This window comes from Pseudomonas sp. UBA6562 (genome assembly GCF_002434265.1).
In the GTDB taxonomy this organism is placed as follows: Bacteria; Pseudomonadota; Gammaproteobacteria; order Pseudomonadales; family Pseudomonadaceae; genus Aquipseudomonas.
In genome coordinates this window covers 549951-571499 of sequence record NZ_DJJS01000007.1, presented here as the reverse complement: position 1 = coordinate 571499, position 21549 = coordinate 549951, and the positions used below count along the sequence as shown (strand labels likewise).

The 21549-nt window shown below is 64.4% G+C and carries 19 protein-coding genes; 7 read left to right on the top strand and 12 right to left on the bottom strand.

Features of this window, described 5'->3' with window-relative positions; all coding sequences use genetic code 11:
* Positions 1 to 8: 8 nt before the first annotated feature.
* On the bottom strand, positions 9 to 1250 hold the full coding sequence (mexE, locus tag B4M43_RS14575) for a multidrug efflux RND transporter periplasmic adaptor subunit MexE (RefSeq protein ID WP_296268143.1): 1242 nt from the start codon (positions 1248 to 1250) through the stop codon (positions 9 to 11).
* A 169-nt stretch (positions 1251 to 1419) separates the two neighbouring features.
* Positions 1420 to 2118 (bottom strand): pirin family protein, encoded by a 699-nt coding sequence (locus tag B4M43_RS14570; protein ID WP_296268142.1) that lies wholly within the window; start codon positions 2116 to 2118, stop codon positions 1420 to 1422.
* Between the two features lie 177 nt (positions 2119 to 2295).
* Between B4M43_RS14570 and B4M43_RS14565 the strand changes: the two genes are divergently transcribed.
* Both B4M43_RS14565 and B4M43_RS14560 read left to right on the top strand, forming a co-directional pair.
* Positions 2296 to 4812: a UvrD-helicase domain-containing protein gene (locus B4M43_RS14565; RefSeq protein ID WP_296268141.1), complete on the top strand. Its 2517-nt coding sequence runs from the start codon at positions 2296 to 2298 to the stop codon at positions 4810 to 4812.
* Positions 4813 to 4886: 74 nt separating this feature from the next.
* Positions 4887 to 6800: an AAA family ATPase gene (locus tag B4M43_RS14560; protein ID WP_296268140.1), complete on the top strand. Its 1914-nt coding sequence runs from the start codon at positions 4887 to 4889 to the stop codon at positions 6798 to 6800.
* A 16-nt stretch (positions 6801 to 6816) separates the two neighbouring features.
* Here the strand turns inward: B4M43_RS14560 and B4M43_RS14555 are convergent, their stop codons facing one another.
* The gene (locus B4M43_RS14555; RefSeq protein ID WP_296268139.1) at positions 6817 to 8202 is read right to left on the bottom strand and encodes an aldehyde dehydrogenase family protein; all 1386 of its coding nucleotides are present in this window, start codon (positions 8200 to 8202) and stop codon (positions 6817 to 6819) included.
* A gap of 105 nt (positions 8203 to 8307) precedes the next feature.
* Here B4M43_RS14555 and ptrR point away from each other — a divergent pair, with 105 nt between their 5' ends.
* From ptrR to B4M43_RS14540, 3 genes are all read left to right on the top strand, one after another.
* On the top strand, positions 8308 to 9180 hold the full coding sequence (gene ptrR, locus B4M43_RS14550; protein WP_296268138.1) for a putrescine utilization regulator PtrR: 873 nt from the start codon (positions 8308 to 8310) through the stop codon (positions 9178 to 9180).
* Between the two features lie 159 nt (positions 9181 to 9339).
* Positions 9340 to 9522: a KGG domain-containing protein gene (locus tag B4M43_RS14545; RefSeq protein ID WP_414707845.1), complete on the top strand. Its 183-nt coding sequence runs from the start codon at positions 9340 to 9342 to the stop codon at positions 9520 to 9522.
* A gap of 90 nt (positions 9523 to 9612) precedes the next feature.
* The gene (locus tag B4M43_RS14540; protein WP_296268137.1) at positions 9613 to 10485 is read left to right on the top strand and encodes a Ku protein; all 873 of its coding nucleotides are present in this window, start codon (positions 9613 to 9615) and stop codon (positions 10483 to 10485) included.
* A gap of 11 nt (positions 10486 to 10496) precedes the next feature.
* On the opposite strand, the gene B4M43_RS14535 is transcribed toward B4M43_RS14540, so the two are convergent.
* The 7 genes from B4M43_RS14535 to B4M43_RS14505 all read right to left on the bottom strand — a co-directional run bounded on the left by B4M43_RS14535 (position 10497) and on the right by B4M43_RS14505 (position 15122).
* Positions 10497 to 10883: a VOC family protein gene (locus tag B4M43_RS14535; protein WP_296268136.1), complete on the bottom strand. Its 387-nt coding sequence runs from the start codon at positions 10881 to 10883 to the stop codon at positions 10497 to 10499.
* A gap of 75 nt (positions 10884 to 10958) precedes the next feature.
* A complete protein-coding gene (locus B4M43_RS14530; protein WP_296268135.1) occupies positions 10959 to 11207 on the bottom strand; it encodes a cytoplasmic protein in 249 nt (82 codons plus the stop codon).
* Between the two features lie 172 nt (positions 11208 to 11379).
* Entirely contained in the window at positions 11380 to 11589 is a 210-nt protein-coding gene (locus tag B4M43_RS14525; RefSeq protein WP_296268134.1) for a hypothetical protein, read from the bottom strand.
* A gap of 234 nt (positions 11590 to 11823) precedes the next feature.
* Complete coding sequence (locus B4M43_RS14520) at positions 11824 to 12660, bottom strand: bifunctional allantoicase/(S)-ureidoglycine aminohydrolase (RefSeq protein WP_296268133.1); 837 nt, start codon at positions 12658 to 12660, stop codon at positions 11824 to 11826.
* A 343-nt stretch (positions 12661 to 13003) separates the two neighbouring features.
* A complete protein-coding gene (locus B4M43_RS14515; RefSeq protein ID WP_296268132.1) occupies positions 13004 to 13342 on the bottom strand; it encodes a hypothetical protein in 339 nt (112 codons plus the stop codon).
* A 178-nt stretch (positions 13343 to 13520) separates the two neighbouring features.
* Complete coding sequence (locus B4M43_RS14510) at positions 13521 to 14333, bottom strand: gamma-glutamyl-gamma-aminobutyrate hydrolase family protein (RefSeq protein ID WP_296268131.1); 813 nt, start codon at positions 14331 to 14333, stop codon at positions 13521 to 13523.
* 375 nt (positions 14334 to 14708) lie between these two features.
* Positions 14709 to 15122, bottom strand: coding sequence for a hypothetical protein (locus B4M43_RS14505; protein ID WP_296268130.1), 414 nt, complete (start codon positions 15120 to 15122; stop codon positions 14709 to 14711).
* A 303-nt stretch (positions 15123 to 15425) separates the two neighbouring features.
* Between B4M43_RS14505 and B4M43_RS14500 the strand changes: the two genes are divergently transcribed.
* Together B4M43_RS14500 and B4M43_RS14495 are read left to right on the top strand one after the other, a co-directional pair.
* Positions 15426 to 16445 (top strand): Ldh family oxidoreductase, encoded by a 1020-nt coding sequence (locus B4M43_RS14500; RefSeq protein ID WP_296268129.1) that lies wholly within the window; start codon positions 15426 to 15428, stop codon positions 16443 to 16445.
* Between the two features lie 116 nt (positions 16446 to 16561).
* The gene (locus B4M43_RS14495) at positions 16562 to 17761 is read left to right on the top strand and encodes an aromatic amino acid transaminase (protein WP_296268128.1); all 1200 of its coding nucleotides are present in this window, start codon (positions 16562 to 16564) and stop codon (positions 17759 to 17761) included.
* 30 nt (positions 17762 to 17791) lie between these two features.
* On the opposite strand, the gene mobA is transcribed toward B4M43_RS14495, so the two are convergent.
* Positions 17792 to 18361, bottom strand: coding sequence for a molybdenum cofactor guanylyltransferase MobA (gene mobA / locus B4M43_RS14490; RefSeq protein ID WP_296268127.1), 570 nt, complete (start codon positions 18359 to 18361; stop codon positions 17792 to 17794).
* A gap of 60 nt (positions 18362 to 18421) precedes the next feature.
* The gene (locus B4M43_RS14485; protein ID WP_296268126.1) at positions 18422 to 21547 is read right to left on the bottom strand and encodes an efflux RND transporter permease subunit; all 3126 of its coding nucleotides are present in this window, start codon (positions 21545 to 21547) and stop codon (positions 18422 to 18424) included.
* Positions 21548 to 21549 lie beyond the last annotated feature (2 nt).

Here is a 21549-nt window from a genome sequence, read left to right as displayed (position 1 = left end):
CTGAGTCCTTAGCCGCGAGGGGCCGAAACGCTGGCGAGCTTGGCGTCGCCCGCTGCGGCCTTGGGGGCCGGCTGGCTGGCTTGCAGCGCCTGGCGCTGACGGGCGAGGGCGGCGAGGGTGGCATCGCTGGCCATCGGCGCTTCCTGGGGCGTGACCTTGCTGCCGGGGCGCACCCGTTGCAGGCCCTTGACCACGATGCGGTCGTCCTTGCCGAGGCCGCTGCGCACGATGCGCAGGCCTTCGAGCTTGGGCCCGAGTTCGACGCTGCGGTAGGCGGCGGTGTCGTCTTTGTCCATCACCAGCACGAACTTCTTGCCCAGGTCCGTGCCCACGGCTTCGTCGTTGATCAACACGGCGTCGTACTGGGCGCTGCCGACCAGTTTCAGCCGCGCGTAGAGGCCGGGGGTGAACGCCCCGTCGCCATTGTCGAACACGGCGCGGCCGCGAATGGTGCCGGTACGCGGGTTGACCTGGTTGTCGACGAAGTTCATCTGGCCCAGGTGCGGGGTGTCGACCTCGTTGCTCAGGCCCAGGTACACCGGGGTGGTCTGGCCGCGCTGGCCTTGGCGGGCGAGCTGGGCGTACTTGAGGTAGACGCGCTCGTCGGCGTCGAAGTAGGCGTAGACCTTGTCGGTGGACACCAGCGTGGTCAGCGGCGTGACGTCGGCGCTGACGATATTGCCCGCAGTGAACTGCGCGCGGCCTACGCGCCCGGCGATGGGTGCGGTGACGCGGGTGAAGCTCAGGTTCAGGCGCGCCAGGTCGAGCTGGGCCTGGATCGCCGCGACACCGGCCTTGGCTTCGGCGGCAGCGCTGCTGCGCGATTCGGCGAGTTCTGCGGAAATGGCGTTGCTGTCGCGCAGACGGGCACCGCGCTGGGCTTCGTTGTCACTGCGGCTGGCATTGGCGCGGGCCTGCTGCAGTTGCGCCTCCAGGCGTCGCACTTCGGCCTGGAAGGGGCGCGGGTCGATCTGGAACAGCAGGTCGCCTTGCTTGACCTGCGCACCCTCGGTGAAGGCCACACGGTCGATCTGCCCGGAAACCCGTGGCCGCACCTCGACGGTTTCCGGCGCTTCCAGGCGGCCGGTGAACTCGTCCCATTCGTTGATCGGCTGTTCGATCACTTTGGCCACGGTGACCTTGGGAGCTGCGGGCGCCTGCACCGCGTCGGGCGCGCGGCCGCAAGCGCTGATCACCAGTACGGCCAGGGCCGCCAGGGGAAAACGCAAGGGAAGGGAGGAACGTTGCATGGGAGAGCCCGCCATTGACCGATAGGAAAGTGGGCGGAGTGTGCGCGGGTGGCATGAAGCGGACGAATCGAATGGGACGAAGGTTATTATCGATCTGAATGATGCAAAGTATGTCTGCCAGTCGATAACGGCGATAGGCGGACCCAGTGAGGACCGCCCACCCGTTCGATCAGGCCACGTCGACCAACACGATCTCGGCGTCTTCGATGGCCGTCACGTGCACTTCGCGTTCCTGCTCGATCGCCACGCCATCGCGCGCATTGGCACGCAGCCCGTTGACCTCGATCACACCGCGCGCCGGTACCAGGTACCCACGTCGGCCAGGTTCGAAGGTGTACACCGCGGTGTCGCCCGCGCGCACCGTGGCGGCGGCCAGGCGCGCATCGGCGCGGATGCGCAGGGCGTCGTCATCGCCGTCGCGACCGCTGGCCAGGGTCACGAAGCCTTCGTCGCGCTCGCCGCGCGGGAAGGGCCGGGTGCCCCAGGAGGGCGCATCGCCACGGCGCTCCGGAATGATCCAGATCTGGAAAAGACGCACATCGACCGGCTCGCTGTTCCATTCGCTGTGCACGATACCGGTGCCTGCGCTCATCACCTGCACGTCGCCGGCTTCGGTGCGGCCCTTGTTGCCCAGGCTGTCTTCGTGGCTGATGGCACCTTCACGAACATAGGTGATGATTTCCATGTCGCGATGCGGGTGGGCAGGGAAGCCGCTGCCGGCAGCGATCAGATCGTCATTCCAGACCCGCAGGTTGCCCCAGTTCATGCGGGCCGGGTCGTGGTACTCGGCGAAGGAGAAATGGTGGTGGGCATCGAGCCAGCCATGGTTGGCGTGGCCAAGGGTTGCGAAGGGGCGCAGTTGCAGCATGGGAGGCTCCAAGGTGGGAAGGTGGAATGGATTCATCATGCGCGCTCGAATCATCGATAAAAAGCGTAAATTTTGGCTTTAAAGTATTCGATTAATAGATATATTTACTTGCGTATCTGCCTGCGATTCATCGGCTAATGCCCTGATCTACAAGCAATCGCTGGCGCTTTCCTACAGATGCGGCGAACATGCCGCGTTGATTTGAAGAACAAGGAAACGACCGTGTCCGACGACTTCCCCGAGGTGCCACCGGCGCTGACCCCTCCGGCCCAATTGCCCTGGTTGCGTCGGTTCGCGGCGCGGCTGTTGGGCCGCGGCCTGAGCGGGTTGCAGGCACAGCATCGCGACTCCTGGTTCCTCGGCCACGCCAGCGGCCAACGCAAAGGCCATGGCCAGGGCAGTCGGGAAGGCTTCGAACAAGGGCATGCCGAAGGTTTCGAGGCCGGTCGCCAGGTGCTGGTGATTCGCGACAGCCGCGAACCCACACCCGCCGTGCCTGGGCAGGACTTGAACCTGTTCGAAGATTGGCGCCTGCCACTAAGCGCCGAACTGAAGAAGCGTTTCAAGGCTGATGTCGCCGAGCGCCTGCCGGCCACCGCCCAGCCGAGTGCGGCGCAATGGAAGTTGATCTTCAGCGACACCCCGTCCACCTGCGTGGTGGCCGGAGCGGGGGCCGGCAAGTCGACGTCCTTGGTGCTGCGGCTGCTGTTGCTGCACCGCTACCTGGGCTTCGAACTCGACGCCATGACGGTGGTGACCTTCACCCGTGAATCGCGCAAGGACTTCATCAAGCGGCTGCTGCACGTGTTCGGCCTCTGGCAAGTAGCCCTGGACCCGGCACAGGCCCGTGACCTGGTGCGCACCTTCCATTCACGCATCCTGCCTTGGGTACGCGGCCTTCCGGGCTTTGGCGAGTTGCGCGCGTTCGAGACGCTGGGCAACGATCTGCCGCAAGGCCGTGAGCAAGACGCCGACAGCAACCCGTTCGACTTGCGCTTGAACGAGGCACAGCGCCAGCAGATGAACCTGTGCTATCGCGACCTGTTGCACAGCAGCCCGCGTTTCGCCGAACTGGTCGCCCAGATGCGCTGCGAGGCTTTGCAATTGAAGGCCCTGGACCCCGAGCACCCGGACGTGCAGAAACGCGCGCAGGTGACCCAGCTTGCCGCCCAGCGCGACGAAGAGCTGTGCGATGTGATCGAAGACCTGTGGTTCGCCGCAGGCGCCTGGCCGATCCAGGGTATCGAGCCGTGCCGCGAAACCCTTGAGATCCGTGGCAGCCGTTTCCACGTCCATGGTCGCTTGGAAGGGCTGGATGCCTGGGTCATGCTGGGTTTCGATCCTAACGAAAGCGCGCAATACCAACGCCCCGGTGCCAAGCTCACAGTGCGCGCAGAATGGGCTGTCAAACGCACCTTGTTTCAAGCTTTCTGCGATAAACCTTTGATATGGCTGGACAACTATGCTTCGGCAAAGCGCTTGGCGGCGGCCCTGGCCGGGGAGGCGGTAGCCGGGCCTGGCTTCGAATTCAAGGTCAAAGGCGAGCTGGCTGCCGCACCGTTGCTCGATGCGTTCGTCGCCGCCAGCAACTTCATCGAAAACCTTGGTCTGGAGGTCAATGCTGCGGTGGCGGGGATGCGCTTCGCGCCAGGGGACAGCGATGCTGCCTTTTTCGAGGCGCTAGCGCTGTACCATCAGGCACTGGAGGCCCATCTGCTGGCGCAGTCGCCGCCGGTGATGACCTACAACCGCATGTTCGCGCTGTTCAGCGAGCGCCACCCGGAGAACCTGCATCTGCTGCCCGACCCGCTTCTGCGCCCGCTGGCGCACGTGATGGTCGACGAATTCCAGGACGTCTCGCCGCAGATCGTCAGCTGGCTGCGGGCCAGCCTTAGGGAGATCCGTCGCCGTGGCCCGCAGCTGCATGCAGGGCGCAATGCGCAGCAGTCGTCCCTGTTGTGCGTGGGCGACGACTGGCAATCGATCTACGGCTGGCGCGGCAGCTCGCCGACCTTCTTCATGGCCTTCACCAAGACCTTCCTGTCGCCAAGCCATACCCGGGTGATGATGGTGGAAAACTACCGCAGCCAGCAGTCGATCATCGATGCGGCCGAGCACCTAGTGCGCGGTACGCCTGCGATCCCCGGCAAGAAGGCCACGGCGAGCGGCTTGGCGGCGGCGCTGCCCAATACGCCGGTCAACGTCATGGACCGTAATGAGGCGGCCCTCGCCGCAACGCTCAAAGAGCACTACGACGCGGGCGAAACGGTTATGATGTTGTTTCGAAAAGGAAGCGATAAGTTATTGATTTCAGAGCATATTGAAGCTGTAGTTAAAGCCGATTCTAGGTTGCCCGCCGCAGAACGGCGCCTGCGCCAGTTGACCTACCATAGCGCCAAGGGCTTGCAGGCCGATGCGGTGTTCATGCTCGGCGACTGCCAGTACCAGACCAGCTCGCCCTACAAGAACCAGGTGTATCGCCTGGCTGGCCTAGGCCGTGCAGGCGACGCACAGCCGTTCGACACTGCGCAGAAAGACGAAGTGCAACGCCTGGCGTATGTGGCCGTGACCCGCGCGGTCCGGTACTGCTACTGGCACGTGGAAAAGCCCAGCACCGATGCGGCGCAGGTGCCGCGGGCGTCCAATCAGGTGCAGAGCCAGCTGCCTTGTTTCGACGACCAACGCTTGCCTTGAGGCTCAGGTAGCGCCAATCGGGCAGGGCGCAGCGATTGTTGGTATGGTGCCGGGCATTGTTCGCCGAGGTGCCGATGTTCTACCTGCCCCTGACCCACGACGACGCCGAGGCTTTGGCCCGCGGCGCCGATCACGGCTTGCTGCGCCAGGCCGATGCCCTGCAAGCCGCCGCAATCCTGTTCATCCTCAACTTGCCGCGCCAGACCACGACGGCGCTGGGGGTGGAAGCCTTGGAGCGGCGCTTCGCCGAGGTGCTGGCGATCGCCGACGAAGTCGAGGCCAACGCACCGGGTCGGTTTCTGGAGCAGGTGCGCCAGCGCTTCGAGGCCGTTACCTTCGCCAAGGGTCTGGGCCTGCTGGGCGTCAATGCCATTGGCCTGCTCGATGCCGAGGTGGCGCTCGACAGATCCAGCTTGCGTACGCCCGAAGGGGGCTGGGATTTCGGCTTCTCGCCGCGCTATCGCCAGCACGTCACGCCACTGCATCCTGCGCCACTGCCGGGGTTGGCCAGCGACCTGGTGTTGAGCGACCCGCAGCAACGGCTGCTGCGCGAATTCCTTTGCGGTGCCGAAGAGTCGGTGGCAGTGCAGGGGTTCGCCGGGACCGGCAAGACGTTCCTCATCCATCAGTTGGCGCGCCTGCTGGAGCCGCCGCGCACCTTGCTGTTGGCGCGCACCGAGGCGCAGTTGCGGGCGTTGCAGGCACGGGTCAAGAACGCCGATGCGTTCACCGCGCTGACCTTCGGCCAGCTGGCCGACCTGATCCTCGACCGCGACCAGACGGCCCAAGGCTGGCGCGTGCGCGACCGTTACCGCACCAAGCTGTCGTGGCGGCCGCAGGAGGCCAAGGTCGTGCAGTGGCTGGGCATCCCCGACGTCGGCCCGCTGGCGGCGCGCGAGGTGGTCGCCGTGTGCATCGGTGCGGTGCGCAGCTTCTGCCACGGCGGTGAGCCAGACGTGCAACTGCGCCACTTGCCGTGGGCCGGGCCGGGGCTGACGACGCTCGACCAGGAAGTATTGCTGGAGATGGCCCGGCGCTACTGGCAAGAACTGATCCGCCCTTCGGCGCGCGAGGTGCAACTGCCGATCCGCGACTACCACCGCATCAAGCTGCTGTCACTGCTCGACGAGGTGATCGACGGCCGCTTCAGCCATGCCATCGTCGACGAGGCCCACGAACTGTCGGCGCCCATGCTGGCGATTCTCGACCGCAGCCCGCAATCGATCATCGCCTTGGGCGACGAGCTGCAAAACCTCAACGGCCTGAGCGCCCACCACGGCAGCTTCATCCGCCAGCGCATCATCCACCGCTCACTACGCGCAGGCCCGGCCATGGACGCGGTGCTCAACCCCCTGATCGAAGCCCATCCGGCCAGCATCCAGGCCGCGTTCACCGGCACGGCCGAGCATTACACCCGGATCAGCTTCTACGATGCGGTAAGCGTGCCCGAGCAGCCCACTGTGCTGCTGGTGGACGACGAGTGGGGCCTGTTCGGCTGGTTTCAGCGCCTGAGCCACCAACGGGTGCCGTTCGTGCTGTTGCCCGAAGCGCGCAAGGAATTCGAGCTGTTCGTCGAAGACTGCATCGAGCTGTTCCGCTACGGCACTCGGCCACGCCACCGCCTGTTGTTCCGATATGCCAGCTGGCAGGCCCTGGAGCAGGACAAGAGCGACGACCGCGCCTTCACCGCCGTGGCGCAGATGCTGCGCAGGGGCTATACCGCCGAAGACTTCGCCAAGGCCAAGAGCCGCTACCGCTGGACCAAGACGCCGACCCTGTTCCTGGCCCGTGTGGAAGACGTGAAGAACCGCGAATTCTCACGTGTGATGGTCTCGCCAGAGCTCATGGTCTCGCCCAGTGCCGGTGGTGGGCGCAACGAGCGTGCGCGCACCCTGGCCGGTTTGTACACCGCCTGCTCGCGCGCCCGGCACGAATTGATCGTGCCGGGCGGGGTGCTCGATTGGGTCAAGGACCAAGGCCGCGGCTGAAGCGCGGCCCGGTCGGTCAGTTGCGGTCCAGCCACACGGTCTGCACGTTGGTGAACTCGCGTACGCCGAAGTGCGACAGCTCGCGACCGAAGCCGCTTTTCTTCACGCCGCCGAAGGCCACGCGGGGGTCGGAAGCGCAATAGCCGTTGATGAACACGCCACCGGTGTCCAGGGCGCTGGTCATGCGTTCGGCCAAGGCCAGGTCTGCCGTGTAGATGGTCGCCGCCAGCCCGAACTCGCTGTCGTTGGCCAGCTCCACCGCGTGCTCGGCGTCCCGGGCGCTGATGATCGCCGCGACGGGGCCGAACAGCTCTTGCTGGAAGGCGGTCATGTCGCGGGTCACGTCACCCAGCACGGTGGGTGCATAGAAGTTGCCCACGCCTTCGAGTTTGTGGCCGCCCAGCAGCAACGTGGCACCTTCGGCAAGGCTGGCCTGGACTTGGCCGTCGAGCTCGTCACGCAGGTCGAAGCGTGCCATCGGGCCGATGTAGGTGTCGTCGTGCAGCGGGTTGCCCACGGTCAAGGCACGCGTCGCCTCGACGAACTTGGCGGTGAAGGCCTCGACCACGCTTTCTTCGACGATCATGCGCTTGGCAGCGGCGCAGACCTGGCCGGTGTTCTGGTAGCGACCGATCACCGAAGCCTTCACGGCGGCGTCCAGGTCGGCGTCGGCGAGCACGATGAACGGATCGGAACCGCCGAGTTCCAGCACGCACTTCTTCAACGCGGCACCTGCCTGGGCGCCGATCGCCATGCCGGCGCGCACGCTGCCGGTCAGGGTGACGGCGGCGATGCGCGGATCGTTGATCGCACGGGTCACACCGTCGGGGGTGACGTTGAGCAGCTCGAAGACGCCCTGCGGCAGACCGGCGCGCTGGAACAGCTCCAGCAGCAGGTAGGCGCTGCCCATCACGTTGGGAGCGTGCTTGAGCACATAGGTGTTGCCGGCCAGCAGCGCCGGAACGGCGCCGCGCAGCACTTGCCAGACTGGGAAGTTCCACGGCATCACCGCCAGGATCGGCCCCAGCGGGCGGTACTCGATGCGCGCGGTGGCGATCTGCGTGGCTTCGGGGGCGAGCATGGCCGGACCGTGTTCGGCGTACCAACGGCACAGGCCCACGCACTTGCCGACTTCGCCACGGGCCTGGCTGATCGGCTTGCCGATTTCCCGGGCGATCATCTGCGCGAAGGCTTCGGCCCCGGCTTCGAGGGTGTCGGCCAAACGCGCCAGGTGCTCGCTGCGTTCTGCCACCGACACCTTGCGCCACTGCTTGAAGCCGTCGGCCGCACGTTGCAGGGAGGCCTGTTGAGTGGCGGCATCGTCGAACGGATAGTGACCGATCTGTTCGCCGGTGAACGGATCGACGGAGATGGCGTGGGTGTGGCTGCTGATCGTGGTCATGGCGAACTACCTGTGCTCATGGGTGATTGAGTTCAGACTAATGGTTCGCCTTGCTACTGAAAACTGAATAATAATGAGCGCAATGTTCACGTTTGGAGAATGATTATGGATCTGGTGCAACTGGAAATATTCAAGGCCGTAGCCGAGCATGGCAGCATCAGCGCCGCCGCACAGCAGATCCACCGCGTGCCCTCGAACCTCACCACACGGATCAAGCAACTGGAGGAAGACCTCGGCGTCGACTTGTTCATCCGTGAGAAGAGCCGCCTGCGCCTATCGCCAGCGGGGTGGAATTTCCTCGAGTACACCCGCCGCATTCTCGATCTGGTGCATGAGGCGCGGCTGACGGTCGCCGGTGAAGACCCGCAAGGCACCTTCGCCCTGGGCTCTCTGGAAAGCACCGCCGCCGTGCGTATTCCAGCGCTGCTCGCGGCTTACAACCAGCGCTACCCGAAAGTGGACCTGGATCTCTCGACCGGCCCCTCCGGGACCATGCTCGAAGGGGTGCTGAGCGGGCGTCTGGTCGCCGCCTTCGTCGACGGACCGGTGCTGCACCCCACGCTGGAAGGCATGCCGGTGTTCGAAGAACAGATGGTCATCATCGCGCCCCTCAACCACGCCCCGGTGACCCGTGCCCAGGACGTCAACGGCGAGAACATCTACGCCTTCCGCCCCAACTGCTCGTACCGCCACCACTTCGCCAACTGGTTCGTGCAGGACAACGCCGTGCCGGGCAAGATCCACGAGATGGAGTCCTACCATGGCATGCTGGCCTGCGTCAGCGCCGGCGCAGGTCTGGCCATGCTGCCGCGCAGCATGCTCGACAACATGCCCGGGTGCAGCATGGTCAGCGCCTGGCCGATGTCGGAAGATTTCCGCTATTTGAAAACCTGGCTGGTCTGGCGGCGTGGGACGGTATCGCGCAGTTTGAGTACGTTCATCCAGTTGCTCGAAGAAAACGTCTCGCAGAAGCTCTAATGCAGGCGGTTGCTTGGCGTCTCAATTAACCCTCAAGCGTCTGTTAGTGCCACCGGTCCGGCAACGGCGCGGAGTATCGAATCCTTTTCATTGACCGTACTCCCAGGCTATGTACGGCATGTTGTCGTGCATTTTCTGAAGCCCTATAGGTGAAAGATCATGGACAAGAAAGACAGCAAGACGAGTGAGAAGTCGGGTAGCCACGGCGGCAAGGGTAACGGTGGCAACTTTGCCAACGACCCGCAAAAAGCGTCGGAAGCCGGTAGGAAAGGCGGCAAGGCATCCAGCGGTACGAGCAAAGACAATTCAGGTTCGGGCGGTGGCAAGGGCGGACGCTCCTAACACCGACCCAGACGCAGTGTCAGCTTGGCTGGCACTGCGATTTTTCACCCCCCGTTTTATGCAGCCCCCCCTGTCATGAAGGAGCCGCCCATGGCGAGAGCGATCTGGAAGGGCGCCATCAGCTTTGGCTTGGTCCACATCCCCGTCAGCCTCAATACCGCCGTACGCGACGAGCGTGTCGACTTCGACTGGCTCGACAAGCGCAGCATGGACCGCGTCGGCTATAAACGCATCAACAAGACCACCGGCAAGGACATCGACAAGGACAACGTGGTCAAGGGGGTAGAGTACGAAAAAGGCCGCTACGTGGTGATCAGCGAAGATGAAATTCGCAAGGCCAGGCCTGAAGCGACGCAGACCATCGATATCTTTTCCTTTGTAAAAGCCTCCGAAATTCCTCTGCAGCATTTCGACACCCCGTATTACCTGAGCCCGGACAAGCGCGGCGGCAAAGTCTACGCCCTGCTGCGGGAAACCTTGCAAAGCTCCGGCAAGGTGGCCTTGGCCACGGTGGTGTTGCATACCCGCCAGCACTTGGCCTTGCTGCGCCCCCTGAACGATGCCCTGGTCATGATCACACTGCGCTGGCCTGACGAGGTCCGCGGCCTGGACACCCTCGAGCTGGATCAGAAAGTCACCAAGGCGACCCTGACCAAGCAAGAGCGCGACATGGCCAAACGCCTGGTCGAAGACATGAGCGGCCCTTGGTCGCCGGACGAGTACCATGACGCCTTCCGCGACACCATCATGCAATTGGTGCGGGAAAAGGCGCGCAAGGGCAAGCTCAGTGCAGTGAAGAAGCCCAAGGCCGGCGGCGCTGGCAAGGGTGCGGACATCCTTGACCTCACCGAACTGCTCAAACGCAGTCTGGCGGGCAAAGGCACTGCCAAGAAAACCGGCGAAAAGAAAAGCTCGGCGTCTGCCGAGAAGAAACCGGCCAAGCGCTCGCGTAAAGCGTCCTGACCGGCAGCGCGTCAGTGCCGTTGGGCAAGCTGTACCAGGTTTCCGCACGTATCGTCGAACACGGCCACGACGAAGCCTTCGTCACTGGTGGGCGGTTTGACGAACTCCACACCTGCTTCGATCAAGCGCCGGTATTCGTCTTCGACATGCTTCACTTCGAAGGTGATGGCCGGCAGGCCATCTGCCTTGAGGGCGGTCTGAAAAGCGCTGGCGGCCGGGTGCAGATTGGGTTCCAGCGATAGCTGGACGCCTTGGGAATCCCCAGGTGCAGTGAAGGTCAGCCAGCGGTGCTGGCCCATCGGAACATCTTGTTTGGGCTCGAACCCCAGAACATGGTGATAGAACGTGCCGGCTTTGGCTTGGTCATCGACGAAAATCCGCGTCACCACGATCTTCATGGGCGTTTCCTTGAATGTTGTGATTGTTCGTATTGGTAAAGCTTTGCGACGGTAGGGGCCGTCCAGAGCGGCGTGCTACTCGAACCAGTACTCGTGCATACGCTGCAGGAACTCGTCAGTCAGATCGACGCCGCAAGCGCTGCCCAACACGGCGTCGACTTGGCACTCGGGGCAGACTGCGGTCTGCTCGTCGTCGGTCCATTCGCTGATCTTGACCGGGGTGAAACGGGCCAGGCAGGCGAAGCAGGCGCAATATTTGCTGGTGAGCAATTGCTCGCGATTCCACGAAGAAAAGCGGTGAGCATTGAGGATGTCATGGTTCACGAATCTGCTCCGTCAGGGGTCGGGGACGGACGCAAGCGCGGTAGACCCGGTTGAAGGGTACGACGTCGGCGCCCTGGCTGCATGCCTGTGAGATAGGCGCGACGGGCGGAAGGTTCCGCGTGACCAACGGCGGGAAGGGCAAGGGCGGTGGGGGGCTCCGCCCTGGGGGCAGTCAGTCTTGCGATTCGCCGCTCACGCCAAGCACCGACTGCTGCTGGTCGGTCACGAGTAACTGAACGTTGCCTGAGTCGTCATCGGGCGCGAGTTCCGCCAAGGGTACGCCCTCGCCGCGAAAGAGCGTGCGATTCGCTCCGGGCTGGACCAACGAAATCAACTTATCGTTCTGATAGAAAAACTGGGTACTGACGCGTGATTGGGTCATGGCTAAAAGCTCCTGGCAGCGGGGACACGCAGCATTGGGCCCGGCCGGTAGGCACGACCCGGAGCCGCGTCGCGGATGACCATGTTCGCGGCTCGATGCGCGAACTGCGAACGTGGCGTATGACCGTCAGTGTTGTCGACCGCTCCGGTACAGGCAACTGACAGAAATGCCAGGCTATGCCTTGACGCAAGTGTTGGGGGACTGCCCGACGTAAGCCAGGCAGCAGCGCCAGCATCAGCGTTTGGGGTTGAGCGTGAGGTGTGCGTGACGGTTAACGTCTTTGTACAACAGATAGCTGAACGGACCAGGCCCCCCGGCGTAGCAAGCCTGGGGGCAGAATGCGCGCAGCCACATGAAGTCGCCGGCCTCGACCTCGACCCAGTCTTGGTTCAGGCGGTACACGGCCTTGCCTTCGAGTACGTAAAGGCCGTGTTCCATCACGTGGGTTTCGGCGAAAGGAATCACGCCACCCGGCTTGAAGGTGACGATGTTGACGTGCATGTCGTGACGCATGTCGGCCATGTCGACGAAACGCGTGGTGATCCAGCAGCCCTCGGTGCCGGGCATTTCGATCACGGTGGCGTTGTCGCGGTGGGTCACGAACGAAGCCGGAGCATCCAGGCCCTCCACACGCTGGTAGTGCTTGCGCAGCCAATGGAAGCTGACGTTGCTGGTGCTGCGGTTGCGCAGGCTCCACTCGGCGCCGGGGGCGATGAAGGCGTAGCCGCCTGGGGTCAGGGTGTGCTGCTGGCCGTCCAGAGTAATGTCCAACTGGCCTTCGACGATGAACAGCACCGCTTCGGCGTTGGGGTCCAGTTCCGGACGCTCGCTGCCGCCTTGCGGGGCGACTTCGACGATGTACTGCGAGAAGGTTTCGGCGAAGCCGGTCAGGGGCCGCGCGATGACCCACATGCGCATGTTGTCCCAGAAGGGCAGATGGCTGGTGACGATGTCGCGCATCACGCCTTTGGGAATGACGGCATAGGCTTCGGTGAACATCGCGCGGTCGGTCAGCAGTTCGGTTTGACCCGGATGACCACCGTGGGGAGCGAAATAGGAGTGCTTGGACATGGACGGTCTCGACGTTGTTGTTCTCTTCCCGTGCCGTGGACCGCACCGGCCGGTGCGCCGCCGGGAAGGTACGGCGAGCATAGTGGCCGCGAGCTGTCATCTACAAATTAAATGTGGGAATGCTACGTATTTATTTTTTGAATTGCTTTCCATCCCATGCTCGTATCGGCCTACCGAGGGCACACGCGCCCATGGGCCCTAGCTGGGCAATCGAGATCGCCAGCCCGGCAGCAGGCGCGCTATAGATGCCGGCAGGATGCATCAAGCGGGTGCAACCGAGGACTTCAGAAGCTATTTTCAAGAATCCACTTTAAATATTCCACATGAACATGAATCATTAGCTCTATGATTTTACTGTCTTTTTATTCTTGGAATGCTGAAGGCACTGCTCGATATAAGTTTTCTTAATTTCAACCGCCGGCAGCTGTGAGCGGCTGTTGTAGGTCTGCTCCGTAATCCCCATGGCCGTCATGCGCATCCAGGATTTGGCGAACTTGTGGTTCTGTAGGCGCTTACGCTGCGTATACACATTCACGCCCGACAGCTTGGCTTGTTGGGCACTGCCGGCGATCTGCCCACCCCAATTGCACAGTTGGCGGTCGTGCTCGGTCAATGCTCGTGCCTGGGCTTGGGCGCTGAGCAAGGTGAGGGCACCGAATGAGTACAGTAGAAAAAGCCGCATGTAATCGTCCTAAGCATTTGAAGAAGCAGGATTTTGCCTTGTGCTAGAAAAGCACGGGGCCAGCAAAATGCTGTCAGATAGCTACAGGAGAACGAATAGCGACGGGCGGTGTTCTCGACACCTGTTCATTCGAGCGAACGCCACCTTGCGTGGCGTTCTATCAGTGTCAGGTTGTTCATCACGCCATGGCGGCGCGGGCACTGCCTTGGGCCTGTTGCACGCGTGCACGGCATGCGTCGCCGAAAGCCTTGAACAAAGCGACGGAGTTGGGATTGCTGGCGGCTTGCCACTCCGGGTGCCATTGCACTGCGAACAGGAAGGGCGACAGGCTCGGGGCATGGATCGCTTCGACCAAGCCATCCTCGGCTACCGCCAGGGCTTCCAGACCCTGACCGAGGGTGCGCAGGCCTTGGCCATGCAGCGAGTTGACGCGTATACGGTCGGTGCCCAGGGCCGTTTCCAGCCAGCTGCCCGTGGCGATCTGTACCCCATGGGCCGCCGCGTATTGCGCCTCGACAGGGTCGTCGGGGTTTTCCCGGTGGTCGTTGAAGCCGGGTTCGGCATAGACCTTCTGGTAGATGTCGCCGCCCAGCGCCACGTTGATTTCCTGCATGCCGCGGCAGATGCCGAAGATCGGCAGGCCACGGGCCAACGCCAATTGCACCAAGGCAATGTCGAATACGTCGCGGTGTTTGTCCTGAGCCTTGCCTGGCGTCTGGTTCTCCTGCCCGTACAGGCCTGGGTCGATGTTGCTGCCCGCACCGGTGAGGTACACCCCGTCGGCCATGGACAGGTAGGTTTCCAACTCATCGATGCCGCAGCAGGTGGGCACCAGCACCGGCACGCAACCGCCGAACTCGACCAGGGGGGTGATGTATTTGTGAGTCATGACCTGATAGTCATGGCCTTTACGCTCTTGCGTGCCCATGGTCATCAGAACCACGGGTTTGCGCGGGAAAGTAGAGGTACTGCCAATGTTGCTGTTGGACATATGTCACCTTGGGACAGGCATGGCCCGTCATGATCGTGCAGGGCGGAACCGGGTGGCTCGACGCGCCTGACACCCCGAGCACTGCCGGTACAGCGGGAAACGCTGTCAATCCGGTCGGGGGGTGGCCACAGCTTGCCAGAGCCGTTCGATATGTCAAACGGCCTACAAGGCTACTGGCGATCGCCATGGCCGGACCGGCCAGGCGCTTGCACGCCGCAGGCCTTGCCCGGCAAGGCTTGCCCCCCTGGGTAAGTCAACAATACTTGACGGGCGCAGTCGAATCATTGCGCAGCTGCAATGATGTTTCGCTAACGTATTGGAAATCTTGAGCTACGCACCTATGTGCGGAAACTGATGCACACCCGGGCAAGGCCATCAGGGATGGCTGACCAGGACCAGGCTCTGGTGCGCATCCGGTCGTTCTTGCAATGCGTACTGCACCGATGGACTGCTTCCAGCGCCGACGGCGATCAGGCTCTGCAAGTAACTGAATGTCGCAGGATCGGTGGTGACGATGGTCACCAGACTCGATTCGCCATGACTGGCCAACTGCTCGCCCAATGACTGCAGCTGCTGGCCAAGCGCCGGCGAGCGCTGCTCGACCAAGCGCCGTGGGAGCATGATCTGGAGCGCGGCGGAGACCTCGGAGGGCTGCGGGGCAGGCTCGACTTCAGGCGCCTGGATTGGGAGGCGCTGGGGCAGCACATCGTCCGTCGACTGACAGCCCGCGAGCGACGCGATGCCCATCAGGCCCAAGACCAAGACCGCAAAGCGAGAAGGCACAGCCATACCGATGTCACTCCTAGATGTTGCCGCCGGGAATAGGGCAATCCGGGCCGATGCTAGCACGATGCCAGGCCGACGCACCGCTTGCCTGGCGCCTACTCAACCAACCCGCCCTGGCAGAGCGCCGAGCGGTCAGCACCGACCCACGGCAAGCGCCGAATCGCTCCACACAACGCTTTTGGTCCGGCCAAGTCATTACTGAATCGAGCCGAGCCATCGACGGCCTCATTCTGCTGCGCTTCCTGGTTGCGTCATGCCTGGGCCACGGCCATGCTGGTGTGTCTCGCCCCCTGGAAGGAGCTCCCCGTGTCTGTCCCTGATTCCGCCTCGACCGTGCGTATTCCCTTCACCGAACTGTCAGCGCTGCTGCGAGGCATTTTCCAGCGTCATGGCTGCAGCGACTCAGTCGCCGCCGTACTGGCGCACAACTGCGCCAGCGCCCAGCGCGACGGTGCCCACAGCCATGGTGTGTTCCGTGTTCCGGGCTATGTCTCGACGCTGGACAGCGGCTGGGTCGACGGCAAGGCCGAGCCGCGCGTCAGCGACGTGGCGTCAGGCTTGGTCAGCGTCGACGCCTTCGGCGGCTTCGCCCAGCCTGCGCTGGCCGCAGCGCGCGACCTGCTGCTCGACAAGACGCGCAGTGCCGGGGTGGCCGCGTTGGCGATCCACAATTCCCACCATTTCGCAGCGCTCTGGCCCGACGTCGAACCGTTCGCCGAGCAAGGCCTGATCGCCTTGAGCGTGGTCAACAGCATGACCTGTGTGGTGCCCCACGGCGCGCGAAAGCCGGTCTTCGGCACCAACCCGATTGCCTTCGCTGCACCCTGTGAAGGGCAAGCGCCCATCGTCTTCGACATGGCCACCAGCGCCATGGCCCATGGCGACGTGCAGCTCGCCGCGCGCGCCGGCCGGCCCTTGCCCCTAGGCGTGGGCGTGGACGCCGCAGGCGAGCCGACCACCGATGCGCAAGCGGTGCTGGAGGGCGGAGCGCTGTTGCCTTTCGGCGATCACAAAGGCTCGGCGTTGTCGATGATGGTCGAGCTGCTCGCCGCCGCGCTCACCGGCGGTCATTTTTCCTGGGAGTTCGACTGGACCCGCCACCCAGGCGCGAAAACGCCTTGGACTGGGCAGCTGCTCGTGCTCATCGACCCCAGCAAGACCCAAGGCCAGCGTTTCGCCCAGCGCAGCCGCGCATTGCTCGAACGGATGCAGGAAGCGGGCCTGAGCCGGCTGCCAGGCGAGCGCCGACACCACGAACGCGCCATCGCCTCGCGTGAAGGCGTGGCGCTGGCGGCTGAGGCGCTGGCTCAACTTCGCGAGCTCTGAATACGGCGCTTGCGCGGTTGCAGGCGCGCATTGCGTCGCGGTGATGTTCCTCGGCCGACAGGACGGGTATGCTCAGGCAGCTTTTCCCCCCGACCTGAGCCAAGGAGCTGTGCGCTGTGTTCAAACATGTCGATGCCTATGCGGGCGACCCGATCCTCTCATTGATGGAAACCTTCAAGGCCGATCCGCGCGCCGACAAGGTCAATCTGAGCATCGGCCTCTACTACGACGAGGGCGGCGTGGTTCCGCAACTGGAGGCGGTCGCCGAGATGGAGCAGCGCCTGGCCGACCAGCCGCATCAGGCGTCGCTGTATCTGCCGATGGAAGGTCTGGCCGCCTACCGCCAGGCGACCCAGGCGCTGCTGTTCGGTGCCGAGCACCCGGCCTTGCAGGCCGGTCGCATCGCCACGGTGCAGACTGTGGGCGGCTCCGGTGCCTTGAAAGTGGGCGCCGACTTCCTCAAGCGCTACTTCCCGCAGTCGCAGGTGTGGGTCAGCAACCCGACCTGGGACAACCACCGCGCGATCTTCGAAGGCGCGGGTTTCACCGTGAACACCTACCCGTACTTCGACGCGGGCACCCGCGGCCTGGACTTCGCCGGCATGCTCGCCACCCTGCGAGGGCTGACCAAGCACAGCATCGTGCTGCTGCACCCGTGCTGCCATAACCCGACCGGTGTCGACCTCGATCCGCAGCAGTGGCAGCAAGTGGTCGAAGTCGTCAAAGCGGGCGAACTGATCGCGTTTCTCGACATTGCCTACCAGGGCTTCGGCGAAGGCCTGGAACAGGATGCCTTCGCCATCCGCGAGATGGCCCGCGCCGGCGTACCGTGCCTCGTCAGCAATTCGTTCTCGAAGATCTTCTCGCTGTATGGCGAGCGCGTCGGCGGCCTGTCGGTGGTCAGCGACGACACCGACAGCGCCCAGCGCGTGCTCGGCCAGCTCAAGGCCACCGTGCGTCGCAACTACTCGAGCCCGCCGTGCCACGGCGCACGGCTGGTGGCTGGGGTGCTGGGCGATGCCGCGCTCAATGCAGGCTGGGCGGCCGAGGTCGAGGCCATGCGCCAGCGCATCCTGGACATGCGCCAAGGGTTGGTCGATCAGTTGGCCGAGCTGTTGCCCGGGCAGGACTTCCAGTTCCTGCTGCGCCAGCGCGGCATGTTCAGCTACACCGGCTTCAGCGTGGCCCAAGTGCAGCGCCTGCGCGACGAGTTCGGCGTGTACCTGATCGACAGCGGCCGCGTGTGCATGGCAGGCCTGCGCAAGGACAACCTGCGCCGCGTCGCCGAAGCCTTCGCCGCCGTCCAGCACGGGTAAACCGCTGTAGGGGCGGCCGGTCGGCCGCCTCTACGCGTAATGCTCCGGGCTGTTGAAGTTCTCCAGGCGCGGATCGCCCTCGGCGCACTCCACCGCCAGCAACGCGCCACGGGCCAAGGCCCGGTGCAAGCTGCGCTCTCCGTCGTCCCACGCCTGGCGCAACATGCCCAGGCTGGTGCGCGGCAACACGCTGAACATCGGCTGCCAGAACACACCCTGACGCACCATCGCCGCGCCGCCGCCCTCGAGGGCCCGCGCCAGCAGCGCGTCCAGCAGCGCCCGGTCGATCCGTGGCGCATCGCAGGCCAGCACCGCCACCCAGGGCTGGCGCGCCACCCCCAAGCCCGCCAACACGCCCGCCAGCGGGCCTGGAAAGTCCGCTTGCTCGTCGCTGACCACTTGATCGGCGTAGGCGGCGTACAGCGCGGCATTGCGATTGCAGGACAGGATCAGGTCAGCGGTCCAGGGGCGCACCACTTCATGCAAGTGGGCGATCAAGGGCTTGCCGTGCCAAGGGATCAACCCTTTGTCACGGCCTCCCATGCGCTGGCCGCGCCCTCCCGCCAGGACCAGCACCGAACAGCAAGAAACATCCGACATGGAAAAGGGCTCCGGGCAATGACGCCCGGAACCCTCCCATGTGGCCTGCACCGTGTCCAGTCAGTCGTGCTCCGCGCCGGCTTGCGGCACATCGGCCGCCACGCGACGGCCGGCCAGGCGCATCACCACCACGAAGAACACCGGCACGAACACCACCGCCAGGGTGGCGCTGAGCATGCCCCCGATCACCCCGGTGCCGATGGCCTGCTGGCTGGCCGAACTCGCGCCCGTGGCGATGGCCAACGGCACCACGCCGAGGATGAACGCCAGCGAGGTCATGACGATGGGCCGCAGGCGCAGGCGCGCGGCCTGCAAGGCCGCATCGCGCGCGTCCAAGCCTTGGTCCACCAGGGCTTTGGCGAACTCGATGATGAGGATGGCGTTCTTCGCCGACAGGCCGATCAGGGTGATCAGGCCCACCTTGAAGAACACGTCGTTGGGCATGCCACGCAGCATCACCGCGAGCACTGCGCCGAACACCCCGAGCGGCACAACTAGCAGCACTGCGGTCGGGATCGACCAGCTTTCGTACAGCGCCGCCAGGCACAGGAACACCACCAGCAGCGACAGCGCCAACAGCAGCGGCGCCTGGCTGCCCGACAAGCGTTCCTGCAACGACAGCCCGGTCCATTCCAGGCCCACACCCGCCGGCAATTGATCGACCAGCCGCTGCACTTCGTCCATGGCTTCGCCGGAACTCAGGCCCGCCGCCGGCTCACCGGAGATCGACACGGCCGGATAGCCGTTGTAGCGCGTCAACTGCACCGGGCCGGTCACCCAGCGGGCGCTGACGAAGGCGGCGAGCGGCACCATCTTGCCGCTGGCATTGCGCACGTGCATGTCCAGCAGGTCTTCGACCTGGCTGCGTTGGTCGCCCTCGGCCTGCACCACCACCCGTTGCATGCGGCCCTGGTTGGGGAAGTCGTTGACGTAGGTCGAGCCCACCGCCGTGTCGAGCACCGCGCTGATGTCGGCGAACGACACGCCCAGGGCGTTGGCCTGGCGCCGGTCGATGTCCAGCTGCACCTGCGGGCTCTCGGCCAGCGAGGCCTCGCGCACGTTGGTCAGCAGCTTGCTGTCGCCTGCCGCGGCGAGCAGGGCGTCGCGTGCCGCCATCAACTGCGCATGGCCGAGGCCGGCGCGGTCTTGCAGACGGAACTGGAAGCCCGTGGATTCGCCCAGACCGTCGATCGGCGGTGGCAGCACGGAGAAGGCCACCGCGTCCTTGATCTGGCTGAACGCCGCGTTGGCGCGGTCGGCGATCGACTGCGCGCTGTCGTCGCCCCCTCGCTGGGACCAGTCCTTGAGCGTGGTGAAGGTCAGGGCGGCGTTCTGCCCGCTGCCGGAGAAGCTGAAGCCCAGGATCACCGTGGTATCGGCCACACCCGGCTCTTGCGCGTTGTGCGCCTCGATCTGCGCCGCTACCTGCTCGGTGCGGGCACGGCTGGCGCCCGGCGGCAGTTGGATGTCGGTGATGGTATAGCCCTGGTCCTCGGTCGGCAGGAAGTCGCTGGGCAACTGGCTGAAGCCATAGGCCAGCGCGCCCAGCAACGCCGCATATACCAGCAGGTAGCGCCCGGACCGGGTCAGGGCCTGCCCGACCCAGCCCTCGTAGCCCTCGGTCATGCGCGCGAAGCGCCGGTTGAACCAGCCGAAGAAACCACGTTTTTCGTGATGCTCGCCTTTGGCCAGCGGCTTGAGCAGGGTGGCGCACAAGGCCGGCGTCAGGCTCAGGGCCAGGAACGCCGAGAACAGGATCGACACCGCCATCGACACCGAGAACTGCTGGTAGATGACCCCCACCGAACCGCTCATGAAGGCCATGGGCAGGAACACCGCCACCAGCACCAGGGTGATGCCGACGATCGCGCCACTGATCTGGCCCATGGCCTTGCGCGTCGCGTCGCGCGGCGACAGGCCTTCCTCGGCCATGATGCGCTCGACGTTCTCCACCACCACGATGGCGTCGTCGACCAGGATGCCGATGGCCAAGACCATGCCGAACAGGGTCAGCACGTTGATGGAAAAGCCGAGCCCCAGCATCACGGCGAATGTGCCCGCCAGCGCCACCGGCACCACCAGCGTGGGAATGAGGGTGTAACGCACGTTCTGCAGGAACAGGAACATCACCGCGAACACCAGCAGCATGGCCTCGAACAGGGTGGTGATCACCTGCTTGATCGACACCTTGACGAAGGGCGAGGTGTCGTAGGGGATATCGTACCGGGTGCCCTCGGGGAAGAATTTGGCCAGCTCCTCCATCTTGTTGCGCACCAGGGTCGCGGTCTCCATGGCGTTGGCGCCCGGCGACAGTTGCACGGCGAAAGCGGTGGACGGCTTGCCGTTCAGACGCGTGCCGAACTGGTACTCCTGCGCACCGACCTCCACCCGTGCCACGTCGCCGAGGGTCACCACCGAACCATCGGGGTTGGCCCGCAGCACCACCGCAGCGAACGCTTCGGGCGTGCTCAGTTGGCCGTTGACCACCACGTTGGCGGTGATTTCCTGGGTCTTGCGCCCCGGCAGGTCGCCGATGCTGCCAGGTGCCACCTGGGCGTTCTGCGCGGCAATGGCGTCGGTCACATCGACAGGGGTGAGGTTGTAGCCTACGAGCTTGCGCGGGTCGATCCAGATGCGCATGGCCCGCTCCGAGCCATAAAGCTGCGCCTTGCCGACGCCCTTGAGGCGGCGGATCTCGTTCATCACGTTGCGCGCCAGGATGTCGCTCAGGGCCGTTTCGTCGAGGCTACCGTCGACCGAGGTGAGGGTGCCGAGCAACAGAAAGCCGGTGGACACCTTTTCCACTTGCAGGCCCTGTTGGGTCACGGCACGCGGCAAACGCGACTCGACCACCTTCAGACGGTTCTGCACGTCGACCTGGGCGAGGTCCGGCAGGGTGCCGGGCTCGAAGGTGGCGGTGATGGTGGCGCTGCCCAGGCTGCTCTGGGACTCGAAATACAGCAGATTGTCGGCGCCGTTGAGCTCCTGCTCGATCAGGCTTACCACGGTCTCGTCGATGGTAGTGGCCGAAGCACCGGGGTAGACGGCGTAGATTTCGATCTGCGGCGGCGCGACGTTGGGGTACTGCGCCACCGGCAACTTGGGAATGGCCAACGCCCCGGCGAGCAGAATGAAAAGCGCCACGACCCAGGCGAAGATGGGCCGGTCGATGAAAAACTGCGGCATGT

What these genes read in the sequence shown, in the direction of transcription:
- mexE (WP_296268143.1), bottom strand. Translation starts at nt 1,250, where the DNA reads ATGCAACGTTCCTCCCTTCCCTTGCGTTTTCCCCTGGCGGCCCTGGCC.
- B4M43_RS14570 (WP_296268142.1), bottom strand. Translation starts at nt 2,118, where the DNA reads ATGCTGCAACTGCGCCCCTTCGCAACCCTTGGCCACGCCAACCATGGC.
- B4M43_RS14565 (WP_296268141.1), top strand. Translation starts at nt 2,296, where the DNA reads ATGCGGCGAACATGCCGCGTTGATTTGAAGAACAAGGAAACGACCGTG.
- B4M43_RS14560 (WP_296268140.1), top strand. Translation starts at nt 4,887, where the DNA reads ATGTTCTACCTGCCCCTGACCCACGACGACGCCGAGGCTTTGGCCCGC.
- B4M43_RS14555 (WP_296268139.1), bottom strand. Translation starts at nt 8,202, where the DNA reads ATGACCACGATCAGCAGCCACACCCACGCCATCTCCGTCGATCCGTTC.
- ptrR (WP_296268138.1), top strand. Translation starts at nt 8,308, where the DNA reads ATGGATCTGGTGCAACTGGAAATATTCAAGGCCGTAGCCGAGCATGGC.
- B4M43_RS14545 (WP_414707845.1), top strand. Translation starts at nt 9,340, where the DNA reads ATGGACAAGAAAGACAGCAAGACGAGTGAGAAGTCGGGTAGCCACGGC.
- B4M43_RS14540 (WP_296268137.1), top strand. Translation starts at nt 9,613, where the DNA reads ATGGCGAGAGCGATCTGGAAGGGCGCCATCAGCTTTGGCTTGGTCCAC.
- B4M43_RS14535 (WP_296268136.1), bottom strand. Translation starts at nt 10,883, where the DNA reads ATGAAGATCGTGGTGACGCGGATTTTCGTCGATGACCAAGCCAAAGCC.
- B4M43_RS14525 (WP_296268134.1), bottom strand. Translation starts at nt 11,589, where the DNA reads ATGACCCAATCACGCGTCAGTACCCAGTTTTTCTATCAGAACGATAAG.
- B4M43_RS14520 (WP_296268133.1), bottom strand. Translation starts at nt 12,660, where the DNA reads ATGTCCAAGCACTCCTATTTCGCTCCCCACGGTGGTCATCCGGGTCAA.
- B4M43_RS14515 (WP_296268132.1), bottom strand. Translation starts at nt 13,342, where the DNA reads ATGCGGCTTTTTCTACTGTACTCATTCGGTGCCCTCACCTTGCTCAGC.
- B4M43_RS14510 (WP_296268131.1), bottom strand. Translation starts at nt 14,333, where the DNA reads ATGTCCAACAGCAACATTGGCAGTACCTCTACTTTCCCGCGCAAACCC.
- B4M43_RS14505 (WP_296268130.1), bottom strand. Translation starts at nt 15,122, where the DNA reads ATGGCTGTGCCTTCTCGCTTTGCGGTCTTGGTCTTGGGCCTGATGGGC.
- mobA (WP_296268127.1), bottom strand. Translation starts at nt 18,361, where the DNA reads ATGTCGGATGTTTCTTGCTGTTCGGTGCTGGTCCTGGCGGGAGGGCGC.
- B4M43_RS14485 (WP_296268126.1), bottom strand. Translation starts at nt 21,547, where the DNA reads ATGCCGCAGTTTTTCATCGACCGGCCCATCTTCGCCTGGGTCGTGGCG.